The organism is Frondihabitans sp. OV104, assembly GCF_057787745.1.
This window is the reverse complement of sequence record NZ_CM173541.1, coordinates 1,471,361-1,496,347: the sequence shown is the minus strand read 5'-3', so window position 1 is coordinate 1,496,347 and position 24,987 is coordinate 1,471,361. Positions and strand designations below refer to the sequence as shown.

Genomic DNA, 24,987 nt, shown 5'->3' with positions numbered 1-24,987 from the left:
AGGGTCGTCGGGTGACCTCGATCGACCGCCGCACGTTCCTGACCGGAGCCTCCGTCGCCGGAGTGGCAGCCGTCAGCGCCGTCGCGCTCGCCGCCTGCACCAGCCCGAGACCGTCGCCCACCGCGACCACCACCGTCACCGAGACGCCGACCGCCGCCGGCCCCTCGACGTGGCAGGCGCTCGCCGCCGCCGTGTCGGGAACGCTCCTGCGCCCGTCGAGCGTCGGCTACGGCTCCGCCAAGCAGACCGAGAACCCGCGCTTCGACGACGCCGCGCCGCTCGGCATCCTCCGGGCGGCCTCGACCTCCGACGTCATCGCCGGGCTGGCCTTCTGCAGGAACTCGGCCACCCCTCTCGCGGTCCGATCGGGCGGGCACAGCTACGCCGGCTGGTCCGCCGGGGGTGCCGCAGGAACGGACGTCGACCCGTCCCTCGTCATCAGCACGGCCGCTCTCGACACCGTCGAGCTCTCGGGCGACGGAGCCTCGGTCACCGTCGGGCCGGGCGCTCCGCTGGCCGCCGTCTACGAGAAGCTCGCCGCCGCCGGCCGCGCGATCGGCGCGGGCTCGTGCGGCACCGTCGCCATCGGCGGCCTGACGCTCGGCGGGGGAGTCGGAGTGCTCTCGCGCTCGTTCGGCCTGACCTGCGACCAGCTCGCCGCCGTCGAGATCGTGACCGCCGACGGTGTCGTCCATCACGCATCGGCGACCGAGGACGCCGACCTCTTCTGGGCCTGCCGCGGCGGCGGCGGCGGCCTCGTCGGGATCGTCGCGTCGATGACCTTCACCACCCGGCCCGCCCCGACGGTGACCATGTGGTCGATCGAATGGGACTGGCGATGGGCGGTGCGGGTCCTGAACGTGTGGCAGGGCTGGGCGCCCGGGGCGTCCGACCAGCTGTGGTCGACGCTGAAGCTGCTGGCGGGGTCGACGCACGGCAGCACGCCGTCGCTGACCGTCTCGGGCACCTGGACCGGGAGCACGCCGCTCGAGGACGAGCTCGCGCCGTTCCTGGCCGCGGTCAAGGCGACGCCCTCGTCGCAGACGGCGGTCGCCCACGAGTACGGCGACGCGATGCTCCGGTACGCGGGCTGCGCAGGCGAGCCGGCGTCGGCCTGCACGACCGGTGAGGGCGGTGTCCTGAAGCGCGTCTCCGAGTCGGGCACGTCCAGCATGCCGACCGTGACGCTCGACGGCGACGCGATCCGTCGGCTCGTGGCCAAGGTCGAGGCCGCGGGCGGCATCGTCGGCCTCACCGAGGGCGGGATCTCGCTCGACGCCCTGGGCGGCGCAGTCGGCCGCGTCGCCGCCGCCGACACGGCCTTCCCGCACCGGACCGCTCTCTTCAGCGTCCAGTACACGGCCACCTTCGCGGACGGCGCCGACCCCCGGGCCTACGACGAGTACGTGCGCGACTTCCGTCGCTCGCTCTCGACGCCGTGGGGTGACGCGGCCTACGTCAACTACGCCGACCCCTCGCTCACCTCACCCGGGCAGAGCTACTTCGGCGAGAACCTGGCGCGTCTGACGAAGATCAAGACGACCGTCGATCCGAAGAAGCTCTTCGATCAGCCGCACCTGCTCTCGTGACGGCACATCATTCGAACACATGTTCGAGTGATCGGCTAGGCTGAGGCTATGTCCCTCTCGTTCCAGACGTCGCTCTTCGACGATCCAGCCCTCCTCGACGACCCGGTCCTGGGTGCGACGCCGGTCCTCGGCCCGCTGGGCGCGTCCGTGCAGCGGATCGAGCTCGGCGAGGGCGCCTGGCTCGACCTCCGGCCCGGCTGGGTCGGCCACTCCGACGACCTCTTCGAGCGGCTCGTCGACCGCGTGCCGTGGCAGGCCGATCGCCGCGAGATGTACGACCGCGTGGTCGACGTGCCGCGCCTCGTGTCGTGGTTCGGGCCGCGAGCCGTGCTGCCCGACCCGGTCCTCGCGGAGGCCCAGTCCGCACTCAACGACCACTACCGCCGACCACCCGGTCAGGTCTTCGAGACGGCTGGCCTGTGCTTCTACCGCACAGGAGACGACAGCATCGCCTGGCACGGCGACAAGGTCGGCAAGGCCATCGACCGCGACACAATGGTCGCGATCGTGTCCGTCGGCGCCGAGCGGACCCTGGCGGTGCGGTCGAGGTCCGGCGGCGAGGTGCGGCGGTTCCCCCTCGGGCACGGCGACCTGCTCGTGATGGGCGGCAGCATGCAGCGCACGCACGAGCACTCGATCGCCAAGACCAAGCGGGCCGTCGGGCCGCGGATCAGCGTGCAGTTCCGGCCCGACTGGTCGAGGTCGGCGTAGCGGCCGTCCGGCCGTCCGGGCCGGCACGCCGGCACGCCGGTCGAGCCGCCTCGAACGGGTCGCACCGCGGGGCCGCTCGGCACTACGGTTGATCCATGGTTGCCCTCCCCGAAGACGCGCCGGTCGCGTCCCCCGACGTCGACACGGCCGAAGCGGCCACAGGCCCGGCGCGCGACGCCAGCCGCGAGATCCTCGGCTGGCTCGAGTTCGGCGAGGCATCGCGCGAGCTCGCCCAGGACGTTCTCGCATCGGGCTTCCGCCCCGACGTCGTGGTGGCGATCGCCCGCGGCGGGCTCCTGCTCGCCGGCGCGATCTCGTACGCGCTCGACACGAAGATGTGCGGCTCGATCAACGTCGAGTTCTACACGGGCATCAACTCGGTGCTCGAGAAGCCCGTCATCCTCCCTCCGGCGCTCGACGCCCCGGCGCTCAGCGGCAAGCGCGTCCTGCTCGTCGACGACGTCTCCGACTCGGGCCGCACGCTCGAGCTCGTCCGCGACATCCTCCGCGGCCACGGCGCCGACGTGCACACGGTCTGCCTCTATGCGAAGCCGCGCACGATCCTCGAGCCCGACCACGTCTGGCGCCACACCGCCGACTGGATCACCTTCCCCTGGAGCGCGCTGCCTCCGGTGACGGTGAGCACGTGAGCATCCACCTTGTCGGCGGTGGCTGGGCGTCAGACTCCACGGAGGTCTACGAGCTCTTCGTCGCCGAGGCGTCGACCCGCGCCGCCCGGATCGGCCGCGACGTGCCGCGCATCGCGGTGCTCGTCGTCGTCGAGGACGACGTCCCGTCGGCCGACTTCCGCACCGGGTTCCCCGAGATGCTGGCCTCGATCGGGCCGTGCGAGCCGCTCGTCACCGAGGTGATCTCGAGCGACGTCTTCGATACGACCGTTCTCTCCGACATCGACGGCCTGCTCATCGCCGGCGGCATGACTCCCGCGTACTTCGAGGCGGTCGTGCCCCTCGTCGACCAGGTGCGGCTGCTCGTCAGCGACGGCCTGCCCTACCTCGGCTTCTCGGCCGGAGCGATGATCGCGGCCGACACGGCCATCCTCGGCGGATACCGCATCGGCGGCGTCGAGGTGTGCCCGCAGGACAGCTCCGAAGACCTCGACGAGGTCACCCTCGTGCAGGGGCTGGGCCTGGTCGACCTCGCCGTCGACGTGCACGCGGCCCAGTGGGGAACCCTCACCCGGCTCATCGCCGCGACCGAGGCCGGCATGGTCACCGGTGGCGTCGCCATCGACGAGAACACCGCGCTGATCGTCGGCGAGGGCGCCCTGGCGGTCATCGGCCAGGGCAGCGTCTGGCGGGTCGAGCCTCAGCTCGACGACGACGGCGAGATCGTCGGCGTCTCGGTCGGGACGCTGGCGGTCGAGCAGTGAGCGGCCTTCAGTGAGCAGCGAGCAGTGAGCGGCGCGCCGTGAGCGTCCATCCGCTCCACGAGCTCGTGGAGTCCGGATGGGCACGGGCTCTGGAGCCCGTCGCCGGCCGGGTGGCCGAGATGGGGCAGTTCCTGCGCCAGGAGACCGAGGCGGGGCCCGGCTACCTGCCGCACGGCGACGACGTGCTGCGCGCGTTCACGTACCCGTTCGACGACGTCCGGGTGCTGATCGTGGGGCAGGATCCCTACCCCACGCCCGGCCACCCGATCGGGCTGTCGTTCGCCGTCGACCCTCACGTGCGGCCCGTGCCGCGGAGCCTGGCCAACATCTACCGCGAGCTCGACGACGACCTGGGGATCGCGCCGGTCGCGCACGGCGACCTGACGCCGTGGGCGCGGAACGGCGTGATGCTGCTCAACCGGGTGCTGACCGTGCAGCCGGGGCTCGCCGCCTCGCACCGGCGCAAGGGCTGGGAGCAGGTCACCGACCGGGCCATCGAGGCGCTGGTCGCCCGCGATCGGCCGCTCGTCGCGATCCTCTGGGGTCGCGACGCGCAGTCGCTGAAGCCGCTCCTCGGCGACACTCCCCGCATCGAGTCGGCGCATCCGTCGCCGCTGTCGGCGTCGCGCGGGTTCTTCGGCTCGAAGCCGTTCAGCCGCGCGAACGCGCTGATCCGCGAAGCGGGCGGCGAGCCCGTCGACTGGCGGCTGCCGGCCTGACGGAGCGACGGACGTCGGCCTGAGCCCCTGCGTGGGGGCGTGCGCCCGCGGCCCGGTCGTGCAAGGGTTGGCGGGTGCTCGAAGAGGAATACCAGCCGCGTCGCGTCCTGCCGCGCCACCTGCGGCCCGAGCCTGTGCCCGAGGCTCCGTTCTCGTACGAGATCCGCACGGCCGTCGCCGCCGACCTGCCGGCGGTTCGCGACGTCTACAACCTGTACGTCGCCAACTCGACGGTGACCTTCGACACGAAGCAGAAGTCGCTGCACGAGTGGCGCGCCGTCTTCAGCCGATCAGAGCGGCTGGAACTGCCCTTCCTCGTCGCGGTCTCTCCCGCCGGCACGCTCCTCGGCTACGCGCACGTCGTGCCGTGGGGCAACCGCGCCATCAATCGCACGGTCGTCGAGACCTCTATCTACCTGGGGCCGGCGTCGACCGGGAAGGGCCTCGGCAAGGCGCTTCTGGCCGCGCTGCTCGATGCCTGCCAGCAGGCCGGGGTGCGCCAGGTGATCGCCATCATCGGCGACCAGGGCGCCGATGCATCGATCCGGCTGCACGCGTCGTTCGGGTTCAAGGAGATCGGCCGCATGGGCCGTGTCGGCTTCAAGTTCGACCGCTGGCTCGGCACGGTGACGATGCAGAAGAACCTCAAGAAGCTCAAGAGGCGCTAGGTTTTCGGCATGCCTTTCGAGCAGTGGTACGACGACGAGACCCGCGAGGCCGCGACGGCACGAGTGCTGCAGCGACTCGCCACGAACCCCGGCGACCGGCACGTGTTCACCGTCGTGGCCGACGAGTTCACCGTCGACCAGCCGTCGCTGCGGGCCTGGGTGGAGGCGGCGTCGCCGGAGTCGGTCGCACCCGCGCGTGCATCGCGCCGGCCCAAGTTCTCGCCGGTGGTGCGGACTCTGATCGCGCCCGCCGCTCGCGCCTCGGCGGACGAAGCGCCCGATCCTGCGCCCGGATCAGCACCGGAAGCTCCCGGAGCGGTCGAGCCTGCGGACGCCACGTCGCCCGGGCCCGACGCTGACGAGGACGAGCCGTCGATCGAACCGGCCCGCGAGCCGACTCCCGTGAGCGACCGCGTGACGGCACTCGAGGCCGAAGCGGCGACGCTCCGTCGGGAAAACGCGGCACTCACGGACGCGATGCGGGTCGTCCTGGGCGCCTGACCGAGAGTTCGACCCAGTCGGCCGCCCGAGGGCTCAGTCGGTCACCGACGCGTCGACCGCTTCCGTCATCTCGGCGAGGAACGCGACGATGCCTCTGGCGGCCTCGGGGCTCAGGCGCTCGGCCGCGAGGATCATGCGCGCGTGCATGCCGGCCATGGTCGCTCGCACCTCGTCGTCGCTGTTGCCGGTCGCCGTGAGGAAGATGCTCCGCTTGTCGGACGGGTTCTTGCTCCGGACGATGTGACCGGAGGCCTCGAGCCGGTTGATGAGGACCGCCGTCGAGGCGGAGGTGATACCGAGGTGCTCGGTGAGTCGAGAGGCGGTCACGCTCCGATCGGCTCGCTGCTCGCGGAGGAGGAAGCGGATGGCGGCCAGATCGGTCTCGCCCATCTTCATCGAGAGCCGGGTGCGTGCGCGCATCTCCTTCTCGGCTTGGCGATAGCGCCGGAGCGCATTCAGAACCGCCGCACCTCTCTCGGCGCCGTCCTGGGCATACCAGTAGCCCGACTCGTCGAATGTCGCCGCCGCCGCTGAGTGGTGTGTTCCCGCCATGACTAGAGACTATTGCCTAGACGGTGTAGGTAGGCCTTGCGATGGTTTCCGGGGGCCTTCGGATCGGGGATTATCCGAATAGCGCAGACTTCGGACGAAATAGGTAGTCCGTCTAGGCAACTGGGTCATACTGAGGATGTGCCACCGGTTCACGGCGGGGGCACGTCCCGATTCACGGCGGGACTATCCGCACCACCGTTTACCTCAGGCTGCAGGGCCGGAAATGAGTTGAACCAATGTCCATTCATCGCGCCGAAAACGCATCTTCCCCGTTCTCCGAGGTCCGGCAGATCCATCGGGATCGCACCTGGGCCGTCATCGCGGTCGCCACGCTGTCGGCGAGCAGCTTCGTCATCGCCGGCGCCCTTACCGCACTGGGGGTCCTGGCATGAATCCCGAGTACGACCTCGACGAGACCCAGCCGCTCGACCTCGCCGAGCTGAGGGACCTCATGGCGGCGGACGCCGCATGAGCGCCTACCTCCGCGAGAGGGGTATCGCGCCGGCTCGAATCGGCGTCTACCCCAAGCGATATGGACGCAGCTCGTTCCCGCGCACGGCCCAGCGGATCACCCAGAGCGACGTGCTCCAGGAGGAGCTCCGGCGCGGACCCGTGTCGGCTCCGGACCTCTGCTATGCCGACTTCTTCGTCTCGGCAGCCGCGGCGCCGACTCGGCTCGGCACCTCCAAGGTCGCCTGAGGCCTCCCTCCGCGCGGCCCGGCCGCGGTGCATCGAATACCTCTTGCCCATCCTGATCGTCGACGACCAGGACTACGAGAAAGAACTCCCATGTCGAAGAACTCCATCCCCAGCCTGTCGCAGCTCGTCCACGAGGACCTCGTCGGCTACGTGTCCCAGCAGTTCGGCGAGATCACGAGCTGGACTGACGAAGACTGATTCGTCTCGTCCGGACTCCGCCCAGGTGTCTCATGCTCGTCTGGGCCGATCGGGCTCAGCGGACCCGGCTGTCTTGGGCCTCGCGCCAGATCGCCTCGGCCTGGGGGCGATCCAGGCGCATGCCGCGGGACATCAGATCGTGGACGACGTCGCCCTTGGTCACGCCGCACCAGGCGGGACTGCGGCAGGTGCACCGCTCGTCGTCGCCGGGTGAGAAGTCGTCGTCCGGCTGGCGTTCGACTCCCGGGTGCGGCGGGGTCGACTTCGCCGTGGTGACGACCGGGGGATTGGCGGCGGCCTCGGTGACGGCAGCCCGAGCGACCCGGCGGAGGAACGAGAGATTCTCCCGGACCTGCTTGCCGATCGGGGTGAGGGAGGCTGCGCGCACGGTGCGGGCGGAGATCCGTGCGGCAGCGTCGAGTCGTTCTCCCACGGGCATCCCTTCCGTCCGGTCCGTCCAGACTACGGGCCCGGAAGCCCGATCGACCAGCCTCTTCCCGGTGCTGGAGCACGACTCGATACAGCCGTCGGCGAACATGGTCGGAGCACGGGCGCCTACCCCTTATAGTTGCGGCGGGCAACAGGCCTGACGGGCGTTCCGCCCCCCGCACGACTTCGCAGGAGAACAGCATGGCAGCCGATTACGACGCACCCCGCAACGCCCCCGAGGGCGACAGCGACGACACTGTCCGCTCGCTGGCCGCGCGTGGTCCGCAGGCGACCGGTCTGGTCGCCGACCTCGACGACGGCGACGCCTCGGGCGGGTTCCAGCTCGACGCCACCGACGTCGACGAGGCGCTCGACGTCGTCGTGCTCCCGATGCAGGAGAACGAGTTCACCTGCGTCGAGTGCTTCCTGGTGCGCCCGCGCATCCAGCTCGACCACGAGTCGAAGCTGGGCCCGGTCTGCATCGAGTGCGCCTCCTAGCCGTCCGGCTCTCGTCACCGGTCGCGCGCCCTATTGGTGCGTGCCGCCCAGCTCCAGCAGACCGACTCCCGCGATGACGAGCACGATCCCGCCGATCTGCGTCAGGGTGAGCGGCTCATGGAACACCAGCCAGCTGATGGCTGCGACGAGCACGACCCCGACCCCCGCCCAGACGGCGTAGGCGACGCCGAGCGGCACGTCGGCGCGCAGGGTCTGCGACAGGAAGAAAAACGACGCCACGTAGCCCACGACGACCACGATGTACGGCCACCACGGGGCGTTCGGAGAGCTGACGACACGGAGGAACGTGGTCGCGACGACCTCGCTGACGATCGCGAGGGCCAAGAACAGGTAGCCCACGGTCACTCTCCCGTCACGCCGTCGAGCTGCTCGCGCAGGATGTCGACGTGACCCGCGTGGCGCGCCGTCTCCTCGATCAGGTGCAGCAGCACCCACCGGAGCGTGAACCGACCGTCGCGGGTCAGCGTGTCGAGCGGCACGTCGCGGATCGCATCGGAGGCCTCGTTGCACGCGGCCTCGTACTCGGCGAGGGCCGTCGCAAGCGTGGTACCGGGCTCGATGCGGAACTCGCCGTCGGGGTCGGCCGAGTTCCAGCGCGTCTCGAACGGAAGGCCGAGCAGGTCGTCGAGGATCCAGCTGCGCTCGACGTCGGCCAGGTGCTGCAGCAGCCCGATGACGGTGGTGAGCGACGGCAGGGGGCGGGTCGCGGCGAGGGCGTCGGTGAGCCCCTCGGACTTCAGGGCGACGGTGGAGCGCTGGAACTGGAGGAACCCCTCGAGCATCGCGCGCTCGTCGCCTGTCTCAGGAGCGTCGAGCCGGGGCAGAAGTGCAGTCATGGCGTCCACGGTATCGGCGGCGGGTGAACGCGCCGGTGCCGCCGGCATCCGGTATTCGTTTCTGGACACTTTCCCTGGGCGTGAATTCACGCACGGGGAAAGTAGCCGGAGACGAACTCCCCTGGGTGCTCGGGCGCGTCTGTCGGCGCCCGCCGGATGCTCGTCGGGATCCGTGGCTAGGCTCGGACCGATGTTCGAACTCCACCACCTGAGCGCCCAGGAGCAGTACGACTGGCTGCGACGCCGCGAGGTCACCCCGCGCGAGCTCGTCGACCACTACCTCGAGCGCATCGAGCGCGTCGATCCCGGTGTCGGCGCGTTCGTCACCGTGACGGCCGACGCCGCACGCGAACGCGCCGACGCCCTGAGCGCCGCGGGTTCGACGACGGCGCCCCTGTGGGGTCTCCCGCTCGCCGACAAAGACCTGACCGACCGGGCCGGCGTCCCGACCTGGTCGGGGTCGCGGTTCTCGCGCGGCCGCATCCCGGCGCACTCGGCCGGCGTGGTCGAGGCGGTCGACGAGGCGGGCGCCATCAGCCTCGGCAAGACCGCGACCCCGGAGTTCGGCATGACCTCGTACACCGAGACGCTCATCGGCCCGCCGACGCGGAACCCCTACGACGTCGCGGCGAACGCAGGCGGCTCGAGCGGGGGCGCCGCGGCGGCCGTCGCGGCCGGTCTCCTGCCGTTCGCCCCGGGATCGGACGGCGGCGGATCGATCCGGATCCCCGCCGCGGCGACAGGCCTCGTCGGCCTCAAGCCCTCGCGCGGGCGGGTGCCGTCGCAGTCGGGCATCACCAGCCTCGGCGGGCTCGCCGTCGGGGGCCCGATCAGCAGGAACTGCGCTGACGCGGGCATGCTCCTGGACGCACTCGTCGCTCCCGACTCCGCCGCCCCCCGCGACCAGTACGCGCTCCGGGCGCCCTCCGGCGACTCGTTCTCGTTCCTGGCGGCGGCCGTGCGCGGCGAGGGACGCTTCCGGATCGCCACCACGACCACGTCGCCGTGGGACGACGCCTACGACGTGCGCGTCGACCCCGCCGTGCTCGCCGCCCTCGACCTCGCGATGGACCACCTGGCGGCCGTCGGGCACGAGGTCGAGCCGGACGCCGTGCGCGTTCCGGTCGGGGAGTACGCGACCCACTTCCGCACGCTCTGGCAGGCCGGCGCCGCGACGATCCCGGCCGAGGGCGACGATCTCGACCTGCTCGAGCCCCTGACGCGCTGGCTCGTCGAGCGGGGGCGGGCGCTCTCGGCCCGCGACCTCGCGACGGCCCTCGCCGGGCTGACCGCCTACGAGCGCACGGTGATCGCCGACTTCGCGCCGTACGACGCCGTCCTGACTCCCACCGTCGCGCTCCTGCCGCGCCCGAACGGCTGGTACGACGCCGTCGATGGGGAGCGCAACTTCGAGCAGCAGTGCCTCTACGCGCCGTTCACCTCGTTCGTCAACGTCGCAGGCCTGCCCGCCATCACGCTGCCGGTGGCCGAGCACGAGGGCGTGCCCGTAGGCGTCCAGCTCGTCGGGCGACCGGGCCGCGAGGACGTCCTGCTCGCGATCGGCGCGCAGCTGGAGCGCCGCCTGAAGTGGCAGCGCCGGCACCCGCCGCAGTGGTAGCAGCTGGATCGCAACCGCCGTTCAGTCGAGCGTCGGCACCGCCGCGATGAGCTTCTGCGTGTAGGGGTCCTGCGGCGACCGCAGGACGGCCGACGTCGCCCCCTGCTCGACGATCCGCCCGCCGTTCATCACGGCGACGCGGTCGGCGAGGTGGTCCACGAGGCCGAGGTCGTGCGAGACGATCAGCAGGGCGAGGCCCATCTCGTCGCGGAGCTCGGCGAGCAGCTCCAGGATCTGCGCCCGCACCGTCACGTCGAGCGCGCTGAGCGGCTCGTCGCCGACGAGCAGCCGTGGGCCGTGCACGAGTGCCCGGGCCAATGCGATGCGCTGCCGCTGGCCGCCGCTGAACTCGTACGGGTAGCGGTCGAGGACGGCCATCGTCAGCCCGACCCGGTCGAGCGTCTCGATGACGGTCGCCGTGTGGTTGCCGGGGATGTCGAGGGCGCGCAGCGGCTCGGAGACGATGTCGAGCACGCGCATGCGGGGGTCGAGCGACGCGTACGGGTCCTGCAGCACGACGCCGGTCTGGCGGCGGAACCACCGCAGCGACGACGCCGTGCCGGGCGCGATCGGCCGGCCGTCGAACTCGACGGTGCCGGCAGACGCCCGATCCAGCGCCAGCAGGATCCTCACGAGCGTCGACTTGCCCGAGCCGGATTCCCCGATCAGCCCGACGCTCTCGCCGACCCCGACCGACAGCGATGCGTCGACGACGGCGTGCCGCACGACGCCGGGGGTGAAGAGGGTCTGGCGGGGGAGCACGAAGTCGCGGCCGATGCGGGTGCCGAGGAGGAGCGGGGTCACGATGCCCTCCACGTGGTGGCGCGGGCGGCCGCGACGAGGCCCTGCGTCACCGGGTGCTCGGCACCACGCAGGATGCCGTCGACTGTTCCGCGCTCGACGGCGCGCCCGTGCGAGAGCACGACGACGTCGGAGGTGATCCTCGCGAGCACGGCGAGGTCGTGCGTCACGAACACGAGCGAGGCCCCGCGCTCATCCACGAGCCGCTGGAAGAGGTCGAGGATCGCCGCCTGGGTGGTGACGTCGAGCGCCGTGGTGGGCTCGTCGGCGAGGATCAGCGCTGGCCGGCAGGCGAGCGCGATGGCGATGCCGACCCGCTGCCGCTGGCCGCCCGAGAGCTGGTGCGGGTAGAGGCGCACGATCTGCGCAGGATCGGGCAGCCCGACCTCGGCCGCGGCGTCGACGGCCCGCTCCAGTGCGTCCCTCCGCGACAGGCCCTCGTGCAGCCGGAGCGGCTCGCCGATCTGGCGGCCGATCGTGTGGAGCGGGTTCAGCGCGGCGAGCGGGTCTTGGAACACCATGCCGATCTGGCGGCCCCGTACGCGCGCGAGCTCGCGCTCGGACAGCCCGACGAGCTCGCGGCCGTCGAGCCGGACGCTGCCGGCGACCACGGCGTCGGCGGGCGCCAGGCCGACGAGCGACAGGATGCTCAGCGACTTGCCCGAGCCGGACTCGCCGATGAGGCCGAGTCGCCCGCCGGTGGCGACGGAGAACGAGAGGTCGTCGACGACGCGGCGGCCGCCGATCTCGATGGTGAGCCCCGAGACGTCGAGACCGCTTGACTCCCCGCTCATGCGATCGCCCCCGAGGTGACGCGGCGGGCGCGCAGCCGCGGATCGGTGGCGTCGCGCAGCGCATCGCCGAGGAGGTTGAAGGCGAGCACCGTGAGCGTGATGGCGGCGCCGGGCCAGACGACGCTGCCGGGATGGATCGCGATGTAGACCTGCAGGTCGTTGAGCAGCCGGCCCCACGACGCCGTCGACGCGGAGGCTCCGTAGCCGAGGTACGACAGGCCCGCCTCGGCGAGGATCGACGTCGCCATGGCCAGCGACAGCTGCACGACGAAGACCGGCGCGACGTTCGGCAGGATGTGGCGGCCGAGCACGCCGGCCGGGCCGACGCCGCTCGCGCGGGCCGCGAGCACGTAGTCGGTCCGGCCCACGCGGCGGATCTCGCCGCGCGATACCCGAGCGATGTTCACGCCGTAGCCGATGCCGACCGCCGTGATCACGACGCCGAGCGAGCCGCCGAGGATCGACGACAGGAGCATCGCGATCAGGATCGTCGGGAACGCGATGAGGATGTCGATCAGCACCGCGGTCGACTCGCGCACCCACCGTGCCGTGAGCGACCCGAGCGCGGCCAGGCCGATCCCGACGAGCGACGCGAGCACTCCGGCCAGGGCCGCGACGACGACCGTGGTGCGGGTGGCGGCGAACACGTAGCTGAAGATGTCGCGGCCGATGCCGTCGGTGCCGAACAGGTGGTTCAGGGACGGCGTCTGCCACGCCGAGTACGGGTCGGTGTCGAACGGGTCGTGGGGAGTCCACACGCTCGACACGACGGCCGCGACGACGAGGAGCACGATCCAGGCGGCCGCGGCGACGCCGGCGGGGCGCCGGAGGAGTTCCTGCGCCCAGGAATGCTTGGTCACTCGCCCGGCTCCCTCAGTCGCGGGTCGACCGCGCGGTGCACGAGGTCGACGATGAATCCGAGAATCAGCACGAGGCCGGTCAGAGCGAGCAGCTCGCCCTGCACCTTCGTCAGGTCGCGGACGCCGACGTCGGCGACGAGCATGCGGCCGACGCCCGGAAGCGCGAACAGCTGCTCGACCAGCACGGCGCCCACCAGCAGCGCGGCCATCTGCACGCCCAGCACCGACACGACGCTCAGCAGCACGTTCGGCAGCCCGTGCGTCAGGACCGCGCGGGTGCGGGTCATGCCCTTGGCGGCCGCGGTGCGCACGTAGTCCTCGTCGAGGGCACCGAGCGTCGCCGACCGCGTGAAGCGCAGGATCACCGCGCCCTCGATGATCCCGATCGTCAGAGCCGGCAGCAGCAGGCTCCGGAGCGCCCTGCCGGGCTCGGCCCAGCCGTCGCTCGGGTAGCCCTGCGTGGGCAGGAGCTTGAGTGCGACGGCGAACACCGCGATGAGGATCATGCCACCCCAGACGGCAGGAACTGCGGCCAGTGCCTGCGCCACCACCGACAGGGCCGTGCCCTCGGGCCGCCGGTTCCTCACCGCCGCCACCACGCCGAGCGGAATGCCGACGAGCAGGCCGATCACCAGCGACATCCCCGCGAGCGGCAGCGTCACGGTCAGCTTCTGCAGCAGCTGCGACGACACCGACGAGCCGGTGACGAGCGACGTGCCGAGGTCGCCGTGCAGCATCCCGGCCAGCCAGTCGAGGTACTGCACCGGCAGCGGGCGGTCGAGGCCGAGCTGTGTCCGGATCGCGGCGACCTGCGCGGCGGTGCCCTGGGTGCCGGCGATCACCTGGGCGACATCGCCGGTCAGGAGCCGCAGGGTGAAGAAGATCAGGGCGCTGGCGACGACCAGGCCGATGACCAGCAGCACCAGCCGCGACAGGACGAAGCGGAACACTTACGACTTCGCGAGATCGGCCAGGTCGAGGCGCGCCGAGGTCGACGACGTCGGGAAGCCGGTCACGCCGTCGTGGATCGCTGTCAGGGTGGTCGCCGTGTACAGCCAGTCGGCCGCCGCGTCGTCCGAGACGATCTTGGCGGCCTCGGCGAGCTTCTCGTCGACGACGGTCTGATCGGTGGCCGCCAGCGACTCTGCGTACAGCTCCTGCACCTTCGTGTTGTCGTAGCCGAAGTAGTACTTCGGGTTCGCCCAGTTGCCGAAGTCGTGCGACTCGGCGTGGTTGACGATGCTCAGCTGGTAGTCGTGCTTCACCAGGACGTTGTTGATCCAGGTCGTGAAGTCGGTCTGCTTGACGGTCAGCGTGATGCCGACCTTCTTGAGCTGCGACGTCAGCACGTCGCCGAGCGAGGCCGGGTAGAAGTTCGCGTACGTGAGGCTGAGCTTCAGGTTCGTCGCACCCGCCGCCTTCAGGAGCTTCCTCGCGTCGTCGGGGTCGTACGAGTCGACGCTCGTGAGGTCGTCGTAGCCGGGGTCGAGCTCGGGGATGGGCCCGCCCTGCTCGACGCCGGAGCCGCCGACTGCCGTGATGATGGCCTTGCTGTCGATGGCCTCGCGGATCGCCTTGCGCACCCGGATGTCGGTGAACGGCGCCTCGGCGTTGTTGAAGGCGAGCGTGTACTTGTCGGTGGTCTTGCCCGACTTCAGCGAGATGCCGTCGACGCCGGTCAGCTGCGACTTCAGCGTCGCGTCGACGGCGGTCTGCACGTCGACGTCGCCCGAGATGACGGCGTTGATGGCGGCGGACGCCTGCGTGTAGTACTTGAAGGTCACGCCGGCGACCTTGGCCTTCGTGCCCCAGTAGTCCGAGAACCGCTTCAGCTGGATGTTGTCACCCTGCTTCCAGCTCGCGAGCGTGTAGGGGCCGGTGCCGTTGGCCGTCGTCTTCAGGTCGTTGGTCGCGGCCTCCTCGAGCACGAGCCCGGCGCGCCCGCTCAGTGCCCACAGCAGGTTGGAGTCGGGCTCGGAGAGCTTCAGGACGACCGTGTCGGCGTCGGGGGAGCTGATCGACTTGACGGCGGCGAGGTCGGCCGTGTTCTGGAACGTCGCAGTGTCCTTGACCTGCTGGAGCGACCAGACCACGTCGGCGGCCGTCAGGTCGGCGCCGTCGTGGAACTTCACGCCCTGGTGGAGGGTGAACGTGTAGGTGAGGCCGTCGCTCGAGACCGTGTGCTTCGTGGCGAGGACGTCGACGATGTCGTTGGTCGAGGTGCGGCCGACTAGACCCTGGTAGACGTTGTCGATCAGGACCTGGTCGAGGGCGATGCCGGCGGTGGTGCGGATGTCGAGGTCGGTGGGCTCGAGCACGAGGCCGACGTTCACGACGGCGGCGGTGTCGGGCTTGCCGGTCTCGCCGGTCGTGCCGCCGGACGAGCAGCCCGCCACGACGAGGGCGGTGGCGACAGCGAGCGAGGCGGCCGCGAGAAGCCGCTTGGGGAGAGGGAAGCGAGCAGAGCTCATCAGTGAAGCAGACCTTTCGGGACGGGTGTGGACGCCGGGAGACCCGTGTCGCTTGTGAACACCGGGTCGCTGCGGACCATTCCGTCGCTGCTGAACGGATGATCGCCCCCGCCGATGATCACTGCTGAACCGTCGGCCTTGGAGAAATTACCACGGTGTCGAGAGATCGTCCGTGAGTTTGCCCCGACAAGTCGGCCAGCGACTGGCGCAATAGGTAAGGCTTACCTATTCTTGGAGCACAATGTTCCTCGCCAGTCGCACCCCCGAGCTCCAGCCGTCGGCCACCCGCATCTTCTTCGCCGGCGACACGTCGTCCATCGACGACATCCAGACGATGCTCGAGGTCCTCCCCATCTGCGCTCGAGGCCAGGTCTTCATCGAGGTCGCCGACGCCGGCGAGATCGTGCCCGTCACGGCACCCGGCCGCGTGTCGATCACCTGGCTCGATCGGTCGCGTCGCTCCGGCCGTCCCGGCACGGGCGAGCGCTGCCTCCCCGGCGTCGCCCTCGACCGAGCCGTGCGCGCGTGGATCGGCGAGTTCTTCGTCGAGCGGGCCGACCTCGTCGACAGCGACTACGTCTTCTGGCTCGGCGGCCCGACGTCGTTCGCCTACGACCTGCGCCACGACCTCGGCGAGCTCTTCGACGCGGCCCCGGCCCTCTAGGTCGGGTCGGGCGGGGGCGCGCCAGTTCCTGCGCCCTGGCTGGTGTGCGGCCCCGCCTTTTCGGTTCAGCCCCGCTGAATCGGGCCAGCCCCGCGGAATTGGGCCAGCCCCGCCCAATCGGCTCAGCCCTGCCGAAGAGTCGGCGGGGCTGAGCCGTTTCAGCGGGCCTGGGCCGTGGGAGCCGCCAGCGGCACCACCATCGGCGTGTGCGTCTGCGGGTCGTCGATGATCTCGCACGGCAGGCCGAAGACGTCCTCGACGAGCGGTGCCGTGAGCACCTCGCCCGGGGTGCCCGACGCCACGATCACGCCGGCCTTCATCACGACGAGGTGCGTGGCGTAGCGCGCCGCCTGGTTGAGGTCGTGCAGCACGGCGACGAGGGTGCGCCCCTCTCGGTGGAGGCGCGCGCACAGCTCGAGCACCTCGTACTGGTGCGCGATGTCGAGGAACGTCGTCGGCTCGTCGAGAAGCAGCAGCTCGGTCTCCTGCGCGAGGGCCATGGCGATCCACGCGCGCTGGCGCTGGCCGCCCGACAGCTCCGAGACGTGGCGGTCGGCGAGCTCGGCGACGCCGGTTGCGACCAGAGCCGCCTCGACGGCCCGCTCGTCGGCGTGCGACCACTGCCGGAACACGCCCTGGTGCGGGAAGCGCCCTCGGCCGACGAGGTCGCGCACCGTGATCGACTCGGGCGCGATCGGGCTCTGCGGCAGCATGCCGAGGCGCTTGGCGACGTCTTTGCTGCGATACGACGACAGCGGCCGGCCGTCGAGCGTGACCGTGCCGGCCTGCGGCTTCAGCGTCCGCGCGAGCGCCTTGAGCAGCGTCGACTTGCCGCACGCGTTGGGCCCGATGATCACGGTGAGCTCGCCGTCGGGGACGTCGAACGACAGGTCTTCCGCGACGACGCGCTCGTCGTACCCCAGTCGGAGTCCTGCGGCAGAGAGAATTGCCATCAGACGGTGCCTTTCTTCCATTCGCGGACGAGCAGGTAGCCCAGGTAGACGCCGCCGACGAGGGCCGTGAGCAGGCCGACCGGCAGCTGCACGCCGAACGGCGACTGCTGCACGAGGAGGTCGGCGGCCGTCATGATGACGGCGCCCATGAGGCCTGAGAGGAGGATCCCGGCGCCGGGAGCCTTGGCGAGGCGGCGAGCGACCTGCGGGGCGGTCAGCGCGACGAACGCGATCGGCCCGGTGGCCGAGACGGCGCCGGTGGCCAGGCCGATCGCGACGAGCACGACGAGCGACCGGGTGAGCGTGGTGCGGCCGCCGAGGGAATCGGCCAGCTCGTCGCCCATCTCGACCAGGTCGAGGCGGCGGCTCAGCAGCAGCGCGCATGGCACCAGCACCACGACCGTGAGGCCCGAGATCGCGACGTCGCTCCACTGCCGGTCGGCGAGCGTGCCGCTGATATAGGTGGCGAGCGTCGTCGCCTCCTCCTGGCCGGCGCGCGTCAGCACGAACTGCACGAACGCGACGGCCATCGCCGACACCCCGATGCCGACGAGGATCATCCGCCCGGGCGACGAGAACCCGCGTCCGGTGCCGAGCCAGACCAGGCCCATGGCAGCGAGCGCGCCGACGAGCGCGCCGGCCGGTACCGGGATCAGTCCGGGGATCAGAAGCCCGAAGCAGGCCGCCCCCGCACTCGCGCCCGCGCCGAGCCCGATCACGTCGGGGGAGCCGAGCGGGTTGCGCGTCACCGTCTGGAACAGGGCGCCGGCGACTCCGAGGGCGGCACCCGTCGCGATGGCGGTGATCAGTCGAGGCCCGCGCAGCACGTTCAGCACGAACTCGGTGCGCCCCGGGGCCGGGTCGACGATCGCGCGGGGCAGCTCGGCGAGCGGCACGCCGAGGGTGCCGAGAGTCAGCGTCAGGAGCGTCAGCACCAGCAGCCCGAGCGCGAGGATCGCACCGACGACCACCGAGCGGCGGCGCACCGGCAGACTGAGCCACGTTCCGATGCGCAGCACGGGTCGCGGTGAGACGGGGCCCTGGCGCAGGAACTGGCCCGACCCCGTCCAGCGCGAGCTCGGCGCGCTCATTCGCGCCCCCGCATCCGCCGCACGGCCCAGAGCAGCACGGGCGCGCCGAGGAAGGCCGTCACCACCCCCACCTCCAGCTCTTGCGGGCTCGCCACGACGCGGCCGATCACGTCGGCGAGCAGCAGCAGCGCCGGCCCGAGCAGAGCGCTGAACGGCAGCAGCCAGCGGTGGTCGCCGCCGGCAAAGCTGCGGACGATGTGCGGGACGGCGAGCCCGATGAACGCGATGGGTCCGACGGCGGCCGTCGAGCCGGCGCAGAGCAGTGCGGCCGCGAGCCCGCCGATGATGCGGGTGCGGCCGATCTTGGCGCCGAGAGCCGTGGCCGTGTCGTCGCCGAGGGCGAGCGCGTTCAGGGAGCCGGGCAGGGTCAGCGTCAGCAGGAACCCCGCCACGAGGTAGGGGAGCACCTGGAGGATCACACCGGGGTCGCGCCCGGCGAGCGAGCCGAGGACCCAGAAGCGGTAGCTGTTGAACGCCGCCGGGTGGGTGAGGGTGACCGCCTGGATGTAGGCGGAGAGCACGGCGCTGATCACGGCGCCGGCCAGCACGAGCTTCACGGGCGTCGCCCCGCGGCGGCTGGAGCCCAGGGCGTACACGGCGACGACCGCGACGAGAGCGCCCGGCAGGGCGAGAAGGATGCGCGTCGACCCGTTGCCGATGCCGAAGAACGCGAGGCCGGTGACGATGGCCGCGGCGGCGCCGACGTTGACGCCCAGCAGACCGGGGTCGCCGAGCGGGTTGCGGGTGAGACCCTGCACGATCACCCCGGAGACGGCGAGGGCCGCGCCGACCAGCAGGCCGAGCACCGTGCGGGGGATGCGGCTCTGAACGACAGCGTCGTCGTAGGTCGTGCCGGGGTGGAGCAGGGCGTTCCACACCGTCGGCAGGGGCACGTAGTGCGTGCCGACCGCGACGCTGAGAAGCGTCGCGAGGGCGAGCACGCCGGCCGCCAGGAACAGGGCCGGGACGAGCGTGCGGGCGGCGGGCCCCGACGCCCGGCGAGGGCCCGGCGACGTGCGCCGGGCCCTCGGGGTGGTCGTCGAGAGGGTGTCAGCCAACCTTCGAGGCCGCCTCGGTGATCAGCGGCACGTACTCGTCGATCGCATACGGCACGCTGAGCGGGGTGATGAAGGTGGTGCCCATGACGAACTGCGGGTCCGTCGACGACACGACCGAGCCGCGCTTGATCGCGGGGATCGACGCGATGAGCGGCTGCTCGTCGATCTCGGCCTTGTTCGCCTTGTCGTAGTACCAGGTGAAGACGATGTCGGTCGAGTCGAGCAGGTCGGACTTCTCCAGGCCCAGCGTCGCGAGATAGGAGCCCGATCCCGAGTCGGCCTTCGCCGACTTCATCACGCTGCTCTCGGTGAGTCCCATCGCCTTGATCAGCGCCACGCGAGGGTCGCCGTCGAGATAGACGGCCAGACGGCCGGGCTCGCCCATCGACGCGTACGTGAAGGTCAGCTTCGAGAAGTCGGGATGGTCGGCCTTGACGGCGGCCAGGCGGGTCGTTATCTCGTCGACCTTCTCGGCGGCGAGCTTCGGCTTGCCGAGCGCCTTGCCGATGGTCTCGATCTGGGTGTCCCACGGGGTGAGCCAGGCCTTGCCCGGGTACGCGACGGTCGGCGCGAGGGCGCTGAGCGTCTTGTACTGCTTGTCGGTGATGCCCGACTGCACGGCGATGATGAGGTCGGGGTTCAGCTCGGCCAGCTTCGTCATGTCGATGTCGGGGTAGACGTCGAAGGTCTCGGGCTGCGTGCCGCCCATCTTCGTGATCGCCTTCGAGACCCAGGGGTAGTCGTCGTTGGAGTCCTGCCCGTAGGTCACCTTCTCGATGCCGACGGGGACGACCCCGAGCGAGACGACCGTGTCGGCCGAGCCCCAGCCGATCGTGACGACGCGCTTCGGTGCGGACTCGATGGTCGTGCTGCCGAGAGTCGAGTCGAGCGTGACCGGGAAGGCTCCGGCCTCGGCCCCGGCGCTCGAGCTGCTCTCGGTGGAGGACGGCGACGCGGACGTGCTGCAGCCGGCCAGGGCCAGGGCGAGCCCTGCGGCGACGGCGACCGCGGCGGCGAGGCGGCGGGGGAGGGAGGTGTGCATGCTGTTCTCTCGGGTGGTGGGGAGCAGGTCGGGAATCAGAGCGCGTCGATGGCGCGGTGGATCATGCCGACGTAGTCGTCGACGACGTACGGAACGGTCAGCGGGGTGATCAGGCTCGACGCCGTCACGAACGACTGGTCGCTCGTCGAGACCAGCGAGCCGCGCTCGACGGCCGGGATCGCCCCGTACAGCGGCTGCGCCTCGATCTGCTTCTTCGACGCCGCGTCGCTGTAGAACGTGAAGATGAGGTCGGTGTCGTCGAACAGGTCGGCCTTCTCGAGGCCCAGCACGGACGAGGCCGTGCCCTCGGTGACCGGCTGCTCGGCGACGACGGGATCGATTCGCAGGCCCATCTTCGACAGGATCGCCGCGCGCGGCTCGTTCTCCTGGAAGACGCCGAGCGCTCCGACCTCGCCCGTGTAGAGGTACGCGAAGCTGTGATCGGCGAACTCGGGATTCTCGGTCGCGACCGCCGCCAGCCGTGCGTCGATGTCGTCGACGAGGTCGTCGGCGTCGTCGCTCTGGCCGAGCGCCTGGCCGATGATCTCGATCTGGTCGTCCCACGCGGTGCTCCAGGCGTCGCCCGGGTACGCCACGGTCGGCGCGAGGGCGCTCAGGGTGTCGAACTGCTTCTGCGACAGGCCCGACTGCGGTGCGAGGATCACGTCGGGGTCGAGCTCGACGATCGACTCGACGTCGATCTCGGGCGTCGACGTGATCAGCTCGGGCAGGTCGTCGCCGGCTTTCTCGACGGCGGTGCGGAACCAGGGCTGGTAGCCGTCGGAGTCGCCTCCCCAGGTGTCGATCTCGACGCCGACGGGTGTCGTTCCGAGGGCGAAGACGGTGTCGGCGGAACCCTGGCCGAGCGTGACGACACGCTTCGGCTTCTCCGGGATGACGGCGTCGCCCAACGACGACTCGATGGTGACGGGGAAGCTGCCGCCGGCAGTTCCTGCGCCCTCTGTGGTGTCGTCGGGGGCGCAGCCCGTCAGGGCGGCGGCCAGCAGCGCGATGCCTGCGACGAGCGCGCCCTTCTTCACATCCGTGCTCGTCCTCACATCCGTGCTCGTCCTCACATCTCCGCCTTTCCGACGCGCCAGTAGCCCATGAAGGCCACCTGCGAGCGGTCGATGCCGACCTCGGAGACCAGGAATCGCCGCAGCGTCTTGATCGCCTGCGCCTCGCCGGCCAGCCAGGCGTAGAACTCCCCGGTCAGGTCGCGGCCCTGGGGCACCTCCCACAGGATGTCGTGGTCGACGTCGACGTCGGCCAATGTGGCGGAGTCGATCGGCTTGCCGTGGTGCGTCGCCGTCAGGTACCGGCTCGTCCAGTCGCGGACGGCGTCGATGAGGGGAGCTCCGTACGACGCCTCGTCGCGAGCCAGCCAGTGCACGTCGACACCCGCCGGCTTCGTCAGGTCGAGGATGTCGGCCGCCGTCGGGACCTCCAGGAACGCGCAGCCCCGGGCGTCGTCCGGCAGCTGCTCGAGAATCGCCGAGATCGCAGGAACTGCCGTCTCGTCTCCGGCCAGCAGCGTCGTCGCGGCGCCCGCCGGCTTCCACTCGATGCCGCTGCCCGTCCACCCGCTCGTGCCGTCGGGCCCGATCAGCATCATGTCGTCGCCGACCCCGGCGTGGTTCGCCCAGGCCGAGGCGGGCCCGGTGTCGCCGTGCGAGACGAAGTCGACGTCGACCTCGCGCTCGGCCCGGCGGATACGGCGGGCCGTGTAGGTGCGGAACGAGTTGCGCTCGTGGTCGGGCAGCTGGCGCCATTCGCCGTACCAGTCGTCGCTCGTCGGGAACGAGTCGTACCCGGTCGCCTCGGTGGGCAGGACGATCTTGATGCGTTGATCCAGGCCCTCGTCGCCGAAGTCGACGAGGTCGTCTCCGTGGAAGGTGATGCGGACGAAGCTCGGGCTGAGTCGCTGGACTCGCTTGACCGAGACTCGGAAGGCGCGGTGCGCCGGACGGGTCGGGGTGGAAGTTAGCACACCCTAACTATGGCATGCCTTACCTAACCGACTCGACCCGGGTCTCTCGATGTGGAGGCTCTTCGGAGGGTGTCGCGCTCGGCCGCGTCGTCTCTCGCCCCGCCGAAGCGGCTCGCCCCCGCCGTCGCGCAGGCGGGCGCGTGCCGATTCGGCAGGGCGCCGTACCGGAGCGGAGGGGGTGAGCCGTTCCAGCGGCGCCAAGCTCAGGTCAGACGGCCGCCGGAAGCCCCACCAGCTCGGACGACTTGTTCCAGACGACCTCGGCGAGCTCGACGTTGCGCGCCTGCGGCGACTGAAGGCCCCCGGGCTTGAGCTGATCGAAGTAGGTGCCGCTCGCGACGCCGATCGTGGTGGGTCCGGCCAGCTGGATCAGCGGCACGGCTCCGGCGTCGGCCGAGATGCCGTAGTTGCCGTTCGTCAGGAGGTTGACCATGCGCATCGACCGCGAATCGCGACCGAACCCCGTCGACACGAACCCGGGGTGGAACGCGAACGCCTTGACGGGGGAGCGGCGCGCCAGCTGCGAGATGAACATGTTCGTGAGCAGCTTGCTGGTGCCGTACGCACCCCAGCCGCCGAGCCAGGGGCGCTTGGCCCAGTTCAGGTCGTCGAGCCGCACCCGGCCGAAGAAGTTCGCCGTGCTCGAGGTCGACACGACGCGCCCGCCTGATTCGACGATCCGGTCGAGAAGCAGACGGGTGAGCAGGAACGGCGCGAGGTGGTTCGACTGGAGTGTCCGCTCGAAGCCGTCCGCCGTCGTCGAGCGCTGGGTCACGAGGCCGCCCGCGTTGTTGGCGAGCACGTCGATGCGGGGGTGGGCCGCCAGGAGTTCCTGCGCCAGCGACCTCACATCGTCGAGCCGGTCGAAGTCGCACACGTGCGCCTCGCCGCCCACGTCGCGCGCCACCTGCTCGGTGCGCTGCCGGTCGCGGCCGACCACGACGAGCTCGGCACCGCCTTCGGCGAGGGCGATCGCAGCCTTGCGGCCGATGCCGCTCGAGGCTCCGGTCACGACGATGGTGCGGGGTGCGGTCATCGGTAGCCGCCCTTCTCGAGGCCTGCCTCGATCTCAAAGCGATTGTTCAGAGGGTCCTGGCCGGCGATGCCGTAGAGCAGAGGCATGAGCAGGCCGTAGCGCTGCCACTGGCGCACGTGCACGGCCTCGTGCTCGAGGACGTCCGGCCCGAAGTTGCTTCGAGTCAGGTAGACGCGGCCGACGCAGGTGCCGCCGCGCCGGAAGACCCCCTTCGGCAGGCCGCTGCAGACGATGAGGTCGCCGACGAAGCGCACACGGCCGGTGCTCAGGGGCACGCCGACCGCCAGGCCGATGGCCGTGGCGATGGCGCAGCCCGCCCGGGAGACCGGGGAGTCGAGGAGGGGGTTCTTCACTCCGGACGGCCGTAGGCGTCGAGCAGGCGGAGCCAGATCTCGCTGACGGTCGGGTACGAGGGAACAGCGTGCCAGAGGCGGTCGATCGGCACTTCGGCGACGACGGCGACGGTGGCGGCGTGCAGCAGATCGGACACCTCGGGGCCGACGAACGTCGCTCCGACGAGGACCTTGCGCGACTCGTCGACGACGATGCGCGCCTGGCCCTTGTACGTGTCGGACTTCAGCGACGACCCGGCCAACGCGGCGAGGTCGTAGTCGACGACCTTGACGTCGATGCCCTGCTTAGCGGCGGCGTCGGCGGTGAGCCCGATGCTCGCGACCTCGGGGCTGGTGAAGGTGACCTGGGGCACGGCGGCGTGGTCGGCGGTGGCGACATGGGCGCCCCACGGCTCGGCCTGGACGGGCTTGCCGAGGGCCCTCGCGGCGATGACCTCGCCGGCGGCGCGCGCCTGGTACTTGCCCTGGTGGGTCAGGAGGGCGCGGTGGTTGACGTCGCCGACGGCGTAGAGCCAGTCGGTGCCGTGCACGAGCAGGGTGTCGTCGACCTCGAGCCACTCTCCCGGAGTGAGGCCGACGTTCTCCACGCCGAGGTCGCCCGTGCGGGGCACTCGGCCGGTTGCGACGAGGATCTCGTCGGTGACGACCACGGAGCCGTCGTCGAGCGTCGTCTCGACGAGCCCGTGCTCGGTGCGGAGCACGGAGGTCGGCGACTGGCCGAGGCGGAGGTCGACGCCGAGCTCGCCGAGCGACTCGCCGACGAGCTCGCCGGCGAAGGGCTCCTGCCCGCCGAGCAGGCCGCTGCGGGCGACGAGCGTGACCTTGGCGCCGAGCTGCTGGTAGGCCGTCGCCATCTCGGCCGCGACGACGCCGCCGCCGACGATGAGGATGCTCGAGGGGACGACCTTGACGCTCGTGGCCTCGCGGCTGGTCCACGGCTTCGCGTCGAGCAGCCCGGGGATGTCGGGGAGGAGCGCAGCGGAGCCGGTGACGGCCGCGACAGCGTGGGTCGCCGTGTAGACGGTGCCGTCGATGGTGACCTCCTTGACCCCGGTGATGACCGCGTGGCCGCGGATGAGGTCGATGCCGGCGCTCGAGACCCAGTCGGCCTGCGACGAGTCGTCCCAGTTGCTGGTGAACGAGTCGCGGCGGTTCAGGACCGCCTGCACGTCGAGCTCGCCGGTGACGGCTTCGCGTGCGCCGCCCACGGCCTTGGCCGCGTCGAGCGCGGTGCTGCTCATCAGGAGCGCCTTCGAGGGCATGCAGGCCCAGTAGGAGCACTCGCCGCCGACCAGCTCCGCCTCGACGAGGGCGACCTTGAGGCCGCTGCGGGTGGCGTAGTCGGCCACGTTCTCTCCGACGGCGCCGGCGCCGATCACGATCAGGTCATAGGTAGTCGTCATGTAGTGACCGTATCGCCCGCGTGATTGCGGCGCCCTGCC

The 24,987-nt window shown here is 71.0% G+C and carries 30 protein-coding genes; 12 read left to right on the top strand and 18 right to left on the bottom strand.

Features of this window, described 5'->3' with window-relative positions; all coding sequences use genetic code 11:
- Positions 1-11: 11 nt before the first annotated feature.
- The 7 genes from AC3CBB_RS07045 to AC3CBB_RS07015 all read left to right on the top strand — a co-directional run bounded on the left by AC3CBB_RS07045 (position 12) and on the right by AC3CBB_RS07015 (position 5,581).
- Complete coding sequence (locus AC3CBB_RS07045) at positions 12-1,589, top strand: FAD-binding oxidoreductase (RefSeq protein WP_488626472.1); 1,578 nt, start codon at positions 12-14, stop codon at positions 1,587-1,589.
- A gap of 48 nt (positions 1,590-1,637) precedes the next feature.
- Positions 1,638-2,300, top strand: coding sequence for an alpha-ketoglutarate-dependent dioxygenase AlkB (locus tag AC3CBB_RS07040; RefSeq protein ID WP_123504879.1), 663 nt, complete (start codon positions 1,638-1,640; stop codon positions 2,298-2,300).
- A gap of 95 nt (positions 2,301-2,395) precedes the next feature.
- Positions 2,396-2,950: a phosphoribosyltransferase gene (locus tag AC3CBB_RS07035; RefSeq protein WP_123504878.1), complete on the top strand. Its 555-nt coding sequence runs from the start codon at positions 2,396-2,398 to the stop codon at positions 2,948-2,950.
- A complete protein-coding gene (locus AC3CBB_RS07030) occupies positions 2,947-3,693 on the top strand; it encodes a Type 1 glutamine amidotransferase-like domain-containing protein (protein WP_233579788.1) in 747 nt (248 codons plus the stop codon). The genes AC3CBB_RS07035 and AC3CBB_RS07030 overlap by 4 nt, the downstream gene beginning before the upstream one ends.
- A gap of 38 nt (positions 3,694-3,731) precedes the next feature.
- Positions 3,732-4,412 carry a uracil-DNA glycosylase gene (locus AC3CBB_RS07025; RefSeq protein ID WP_488626471.1) on the top strand — a complete coding sequence of 227 codons (681 nt, stop codon included), beginning with the start codon at positions 3,732-3,734 and terminating at the stop codon, positions 4,410-4,412.
- Positions 4,413-4,486: 74 nt separating this feature from the next.
- The gene (locus AC3CBB_RS07020; protein WP_123504876.1) at positions 4,487-5,080 is read left to right on the top strand and encodes a GNAT family N-acetyltransferase; all 594 of its coding nucleotides are present in this window, start codon (positions 4,487-4,489) and stop codon (positions 5,078-5,080) included.
- A 9-nt stretch (positions 5,081-5,089) separates the two neighbouring features.
- Positions 5,090-5,581 carry a hypothetical protein gene (locus AC3CBB_RS07015; protein WP_488626470.1) on the top strand — a complete coding sequence of 164 codons (492 nt, stop codon included), beginning with the start codon at positions 5,090-5,092 and terminating at the stop codon, positions 5,579-5,581.
- 33 nt (positions 5,582-5,614) lie between these two features.
- Here AC3CBB_RS07015 and AC3CBB_RS07010 read toward each other — a convergent pair whose 3' ends face one another.
- Positions 5,615-6,133, bottom strand: a complete 519-nt coding sequence (locus AC3CBB_RS07010) for a MarR family winged helix-turn-helix transcriptional regulator (protein ID WP_123504874.1) — start codon at positions 6,131-6,133, stop codon at positions 5,615-5,617.
- A gap of 236 nt (positions 6,134-6,369) precedes the next feature.
- Here AC3CBB_RS07010 and AC3CBB_RS07005 point away from each other — a divergent pair, with 236 nt between their 5' ends.
- Entirely contained in the window at positions 6,370-6,525 is a 156-nt protein-coding gene (locus AC3CBB_RS07005; RefSeq protein WP_158614140.1) for a hypothetical protein, read from the top strand.
- A gap of 76 nt (positions 6,526-6,601) precedes the next feature.
- Entirely contained in the window at positions 6,602-6,832 is a 231-nt protein-coding gene (locus AC3CBB_RS07000; protein ID WP_123504873.1) for a hypothetical protein, read from the top strand.
- 253 nt (positions 6,833-7,085) lie between these two features.
- Here the strand turns inward: AC3CBB_RS07000 and AC3CBB_RS06995 are convergent, their stop codons facing one another.
- Complete coding sequence (locus tag AC3CBB_RS06995) at positions 7,086-7,463, bottom strand: hypothetical protein (protein ID WP_488626469.1); 378 nt, start codon at positions 7,461-7,463, stop codon at positions 7,086-7,088.
- 197 nt (positions 7,464-7,660) lie between these two features.
- Between AC3CBB_RS06995 and AC3CBB_RS06990 the strand changes: the two genes are divergently transcribed.
- Entirely contained in the window at positions 7,661-7,957 is a 297-nt protein-coding gene (locus AC3CBB_RS06990; RefSeq protein ID WP_123504871.1) for a DUF4193 family protein, read from the top strand.
- Positions 7,958-7,987: 30 nt separating this feature from the next.
- Here the strand turns inward: AC3CBB_RS06990 and AC3CBB_RS06985 are convergent, their stop codons facing one another.
- Both AC3CBB_RS06985 and AC3CBB_RS06980 read right to left on the bottom strand, forming a co-directional pair.
- Entirely contained in the window at positions 7,988-8,317 is a 330-nt protein-coding gene (locus tag AC3CBB_RS06985; protein WP_488626468.1) for a DMT family transporter, read from the bottom strand.
- Positions 8,318-8,319: 2 nt separating this feature from the next.
- Entirely contained in the window at positions 8,320-8,814 is a 495-nt protein-coding gene (locus AC3CBB_RS06980; RefSeq protein WP_488626467.1) for a DinB family protein, read from the bottom strand.
- 190 nt (positions 8,815-9,004) lie between these two features.
- Between AC3CBB_RS06980 and AC3CBB_RS06975 the strand changes: the two genes are divergently transcribed.
- Entirely contained in the window at positions 9,005-10,432 is a 1,428-nt protein-coding gene (locus tag AC3CBB_RS06975; RefSeq protein ID WP_488626466.1) for an amidase, read from the top strand.
- A gap of 21 nt (positions 10,433-10,453) precedes the next feature.
- Here the strand turns inward: AC3CBB_RS06975 and AC3CBB_RS06970 are convergent, their stop codons facing one another.
- The 5 genes from AC3CBB_RS06970 to AC3CBB_RS06950 are packed head-to-tail and all read right to left on the bottom strand — an operon-like array spanning position 10,454 to position 15,358.
- Complete coding sequence (locus tag AC3CBB_RS06970) at positions 10,454-11,236, bottom strand: ABC transporter ATP-binding protein (protein WP_488626465.1); 783 nt, start codon at positions 11,234-11,236, stop codon at positions 10,454-10,456.
- Positions 11,233-12,027 (bottom strand): ABC transporter ATP-binding protein, encoded by a 795-nt coding sequence (locus tag AC3CBB_RS06965; protein ID WP_488626464.1) that lies wholly within the window; start codon positions 12,025-12,027, stop codon positions 11,233-11,235. Before AC3CBB_RS06965 ends, AC3CBB_RS06970 begins: the two co-directional genes overlap by 4 nt.
- Positions 12,024-12,887, bottom strand: coding sequence for an ABC transporter permease (locus AC3CBB_RS06960; RefSeq protein ID WP_488626463.1), 864 nt, complete (start codon positions 12,885-12,887; stop codon positions 12,024-12,026). Before AC3CBB_RS06960 ends, AC3CBB_RS06965 begins: the two co-directional genes overlap by 4 nt.
- Entirely contained in the window at positions 12,884-13,837 is a 954-nt protein-coding gene (locus AC3CBB_RS06955) for an ABC transporter permease (RefSeq protein ID WP_123504866.1), read from the bottom strand. The genes AC3CBB_RS06960 and AC3CBB_RS06955 overlap by 4 nt, the downstream gene beginning before the upstream one ends.
- Positions 13,838-15,358: an ABC transporter substrate-binding protein gene (locus AC3CBB_RS06950; RefSeq protein WP_488626462.1), complete on the bottom strand. Its 1,521-nt coding sequence runs from the start codon at positions 15,356-15,358 to the stop codon at positions 13,838-13,840.
- A gap of 241 nt (positions 15,359-15,599) precedes the next feature.
- Here AC3CBB_RS06950 and AC3CBB_RS06945 point away from each other — a divergent pair, with 241 nt between their 5' ends.
- Entirely contained in the window at positions 15,600-16,022 is a 423-nt protein-coding gene (locus tag AC3CBB_RS06945) for an SIP domain-containing protein (RefSeq protein ID WP_123504864.1), read from the top strand.
- Between the two features lie 158 nt (positions 16,023-16,180).
- On the opposite strand, the gene AC3CBB_RS06940 is transcribed toward AC3CBB_RS06945, so the two are convergent.
- The 9 genes from AC3CBB_RS06940 to AC3CBB_RS06900 form a co-directional block, all read right to left on the bottom strand.
- Complete coding sequence (locus AC3CBB_RS06940) at positions 16,181-16,975, bottom strand: ABC transporter ATP-binding protein (protein ID WP_488626461.1); 795 nt, start codon at positions 16,973-16,975, stop codon at positions 16,181-16,183.
- Positions 16,975-18,066, bottom strand: coding sequence for a FecCD family ABC transporter permease (locus tag AC3CBB_RS06935; protein WP_488626460.1), 1,092 nt, complete (start codon positions 18,064-18,066; stop codon positions 16,975-16,977). Before AC3CBB_RS06935 ends, AC3CBB_RS06940 begins: the two co-directional genes overlap by 1 nt.
- Positions 18,063-19,124 (bottom strand): FecCD family ABC transporter permease, encoded by a 1,062-nt coding sequence (locus tag AC3CBB_RS06930; RefSeq protein WP_488626459.1) that lies wholly within the window; start codon positions 19,122-19,124, stop codon positions 18,063-18,065. Before AC3CBB_RS06930 ends, AC3CBB_RS06935 begins: the two co-directional genes overlap by 4 nt.
- Complete coding sequence (locus tag AC3CBB_RS06925) at positions 19,117-20,166, bottom strand: iron-siderophore ABC transporter substrate-binding protein (protein ID WP_488626458.1); 1,050 nt, start codon at positions 20,164-20,166, stop codon at positions 19,117-19,119. Before AC3CBB_RS06925 ends, AC3CBB_RS06930 begins: the two co-directional genes overlap by 8 nt.
- A 35-nt stretch (positions 20,167-20,201) precedes the next feature.
- Positions 20,202-21,224 carry an iron-siderophore ABC transporter substrate-binding protein gene (locus tag AC3CBB_RS06920; protein ID WP_488626457.1) on the bottom strand — a complete coding sequence of 341 codons (1,023 nt, stop codon included), beginning with the start codon at positions 21,222-21,224 and terminating at the stop codon, positions 20,202-20,204.
- A gap of 14 nt (positions 21,225-21,238) precedes the next feature.
- Entirely contained in the window at positions 21,239-22,156 is a 918-nt protein-coding gene (locus tag AC3CBB_RS06915) for a siderophore-interacting protein (RefSeq protein ID WP_123504858.1), read from the bottom strand.
- A gap of 208 nt (positions 22,157-22,364) precedes the next feature.
- Positions 22,365-23,192, bottom strand: coding sequence for an SDR family NAD(P)-dependent oxidoreductase (locus tag AC3CBB_RS06910; protein ID WP_488626456.1), 828 nt, complete (start codon positions 23,190-23,192; stop codon positions 22,365-22,367).
- Positions 23,189-23,545 carry a Fe-S oxidoreductase gene (locus AC3CBB_RS06905; RefSeq protein ID WP_488626455.1) on the bottom strand — a complete coding sequence of 119 codons (357 nt, stop codon included), beginning with the start codon at positions 23,543-23,545 and terminating at the stop codon, positions 23,189-23,191. Before AC3CBB_RS06905 ends, AC3CBB_RS06910 begins: the two co-directional genes overlap by 4 nt.
- Complete coding sequence (locus AC3CBB_RS06900) at positions 23,542-24,948, bottom strand: dihydrolipoyl dehydrogenase family protein (RefSeq protein ID WP_488626454.1); 1,407 nt, start codon at positions 24,946-24,948, stop codon at positions 23,542-23,544. Before AC3CBB_RS06900 ends, AC3CBB_RS06905 begins: the two co-directional genes overlap by 4 nt.
- Positions 24,949-24,987 lie beyond the last annotated feature (39 nt).

What these genes read in the sequence shown, in the direction of transcription:
- AC3CBB_RS07040 (WP_123504879.1), top strand. Translation starts at nt 1,638, where the DNA reads ATGTCCCTCTCGTTCCAGACGTCGCTCTTCGACGATCCAGCCCTCCTC.
- AC3CBB_RS07035 (WP_123504878.1), top strand. Translation starts at nt 2,396, where the DNA reads ATGGTTGCCCTCCCCGAAGACGCGCCGGTCGCGTCCCCCGACGTCGAC.
- AC3CBB_RS07015 (WP_488626470.1), top strand. Translation starts at nt 5,090, where the DNA reads ATGCCTTTCGAGCAGTGGTACGACGACGAGACCCGCGAGGCCGCGACG.
- AC3CBB_RS07010 (WP_123504874.1), bottom strand. Translation starts at nt 6,133, where the DNA reads ATGGCGGGAACACACCACTCAGCGGCGGCGGCGACATTCGACGAGTCG.
- AC3CBB_RS07005 (WP_158614140.1), top strand. Translation starts at nt 6,370, where the DNA reads ATGTCCATTCATCGCGCCGAAAACGCATCTTCCCCGTTCTCCGAGGTC.
- AC3CBB_RS07000 (WP_123504873.1), top strand. Translation starts at nt 6,602, where the DNA reads ATGAGCGCCTACCTCCGCGAGAGGGGTATCGCGCCGGCTCGAATCGGC.
- AC3CBB_RS06990 (WP_123504871.1), top strand. Translation starts at nt 7,661, where the DNA reads ATGGCAGCCGATTACGACGCACCCCGCAACGCCCCCGAGGGCGACAGC.
- AC3CBB_RS06980 (WP_488626467.1), bottom strand. Translation starts at nt 8,814, where the DNA reads ATGACTGCACTTCTGCCCCGGCTCGACGCTCCTGAGACAGGCGACGAG.
- AC3CBB_RS06975 (WP_488626466.1), top strand. Translation starts at nt 9,005, where the DNA reads ATGTTCGAACTCCACCACCTGAGCGCCCAGGAGCAGTACGACTGGCTG.
- AC3CBB_RS06965 (WP_488626464.1), bottom strand. Translation starts at nt 12,027, where the DNA reads ATGAGCGGGGAGTCAAGCGGTCTCGACGTCTCGGGGCTCACCATCGAG.
- AC3CBB_RS06950 (WP_488626462.1), bottom strand. Translation starts at nt 15,358, where the DNA reads ATGAGCTCTGCTCGCTTCCCTCTCCCCAAGCGGCTTCTCGCGGCCGCC.
- AC3CBB_RS06945 (WP_123504864.1), top strand. Translation starts at nt 15,600, where the DNA reads ATGTTCCTCGCCAGTCGCACCCCCGAGCTCCAGCCGTCGGCCACCCGC.
- AC3CBB_RS06940 (WP_488626461.1), bottom strand. Translation starts at nt 16,975, where the DNA reads ATGGCAATTCTCTCTGCCGCAGGACTCCGACTGGGGTACGACGAGCGC.
- AC3CBB_RS06935 (WP_488626460.1), bottom strand. Translation starts at nt 18,066, where the DNA reads ATGAGCGCGCCGAGCTCGCGCTGGACGGGGTCGGGCCAGTTCCTGCGC.
- AC3CBB_RS06925 (WP_488626458.1), bottom strand. Translation starts at nt 20,166, where the DNA reads ATGCACACCTCCCTCCCCCGCCGCCTCGCCGCCGCGGTCGCCGTCGCC.
- AC3CBB_RS06910 (WP_488626456.1), bottom strand. Translation starts at nt 23,192, where the DNA reads ATGACCGCACCCCGCACCATCGTCGTGACCGGAGCCTCGAGCGGCATC.
- AC3CBB_RS06900 (WP_488626454.1), bottom strand. Translation starts at nt 24,948, where the DNA reads ATGACGACTACCTATGACCTGATCGTGATCGGCGCCGGCGCCGTCGGA.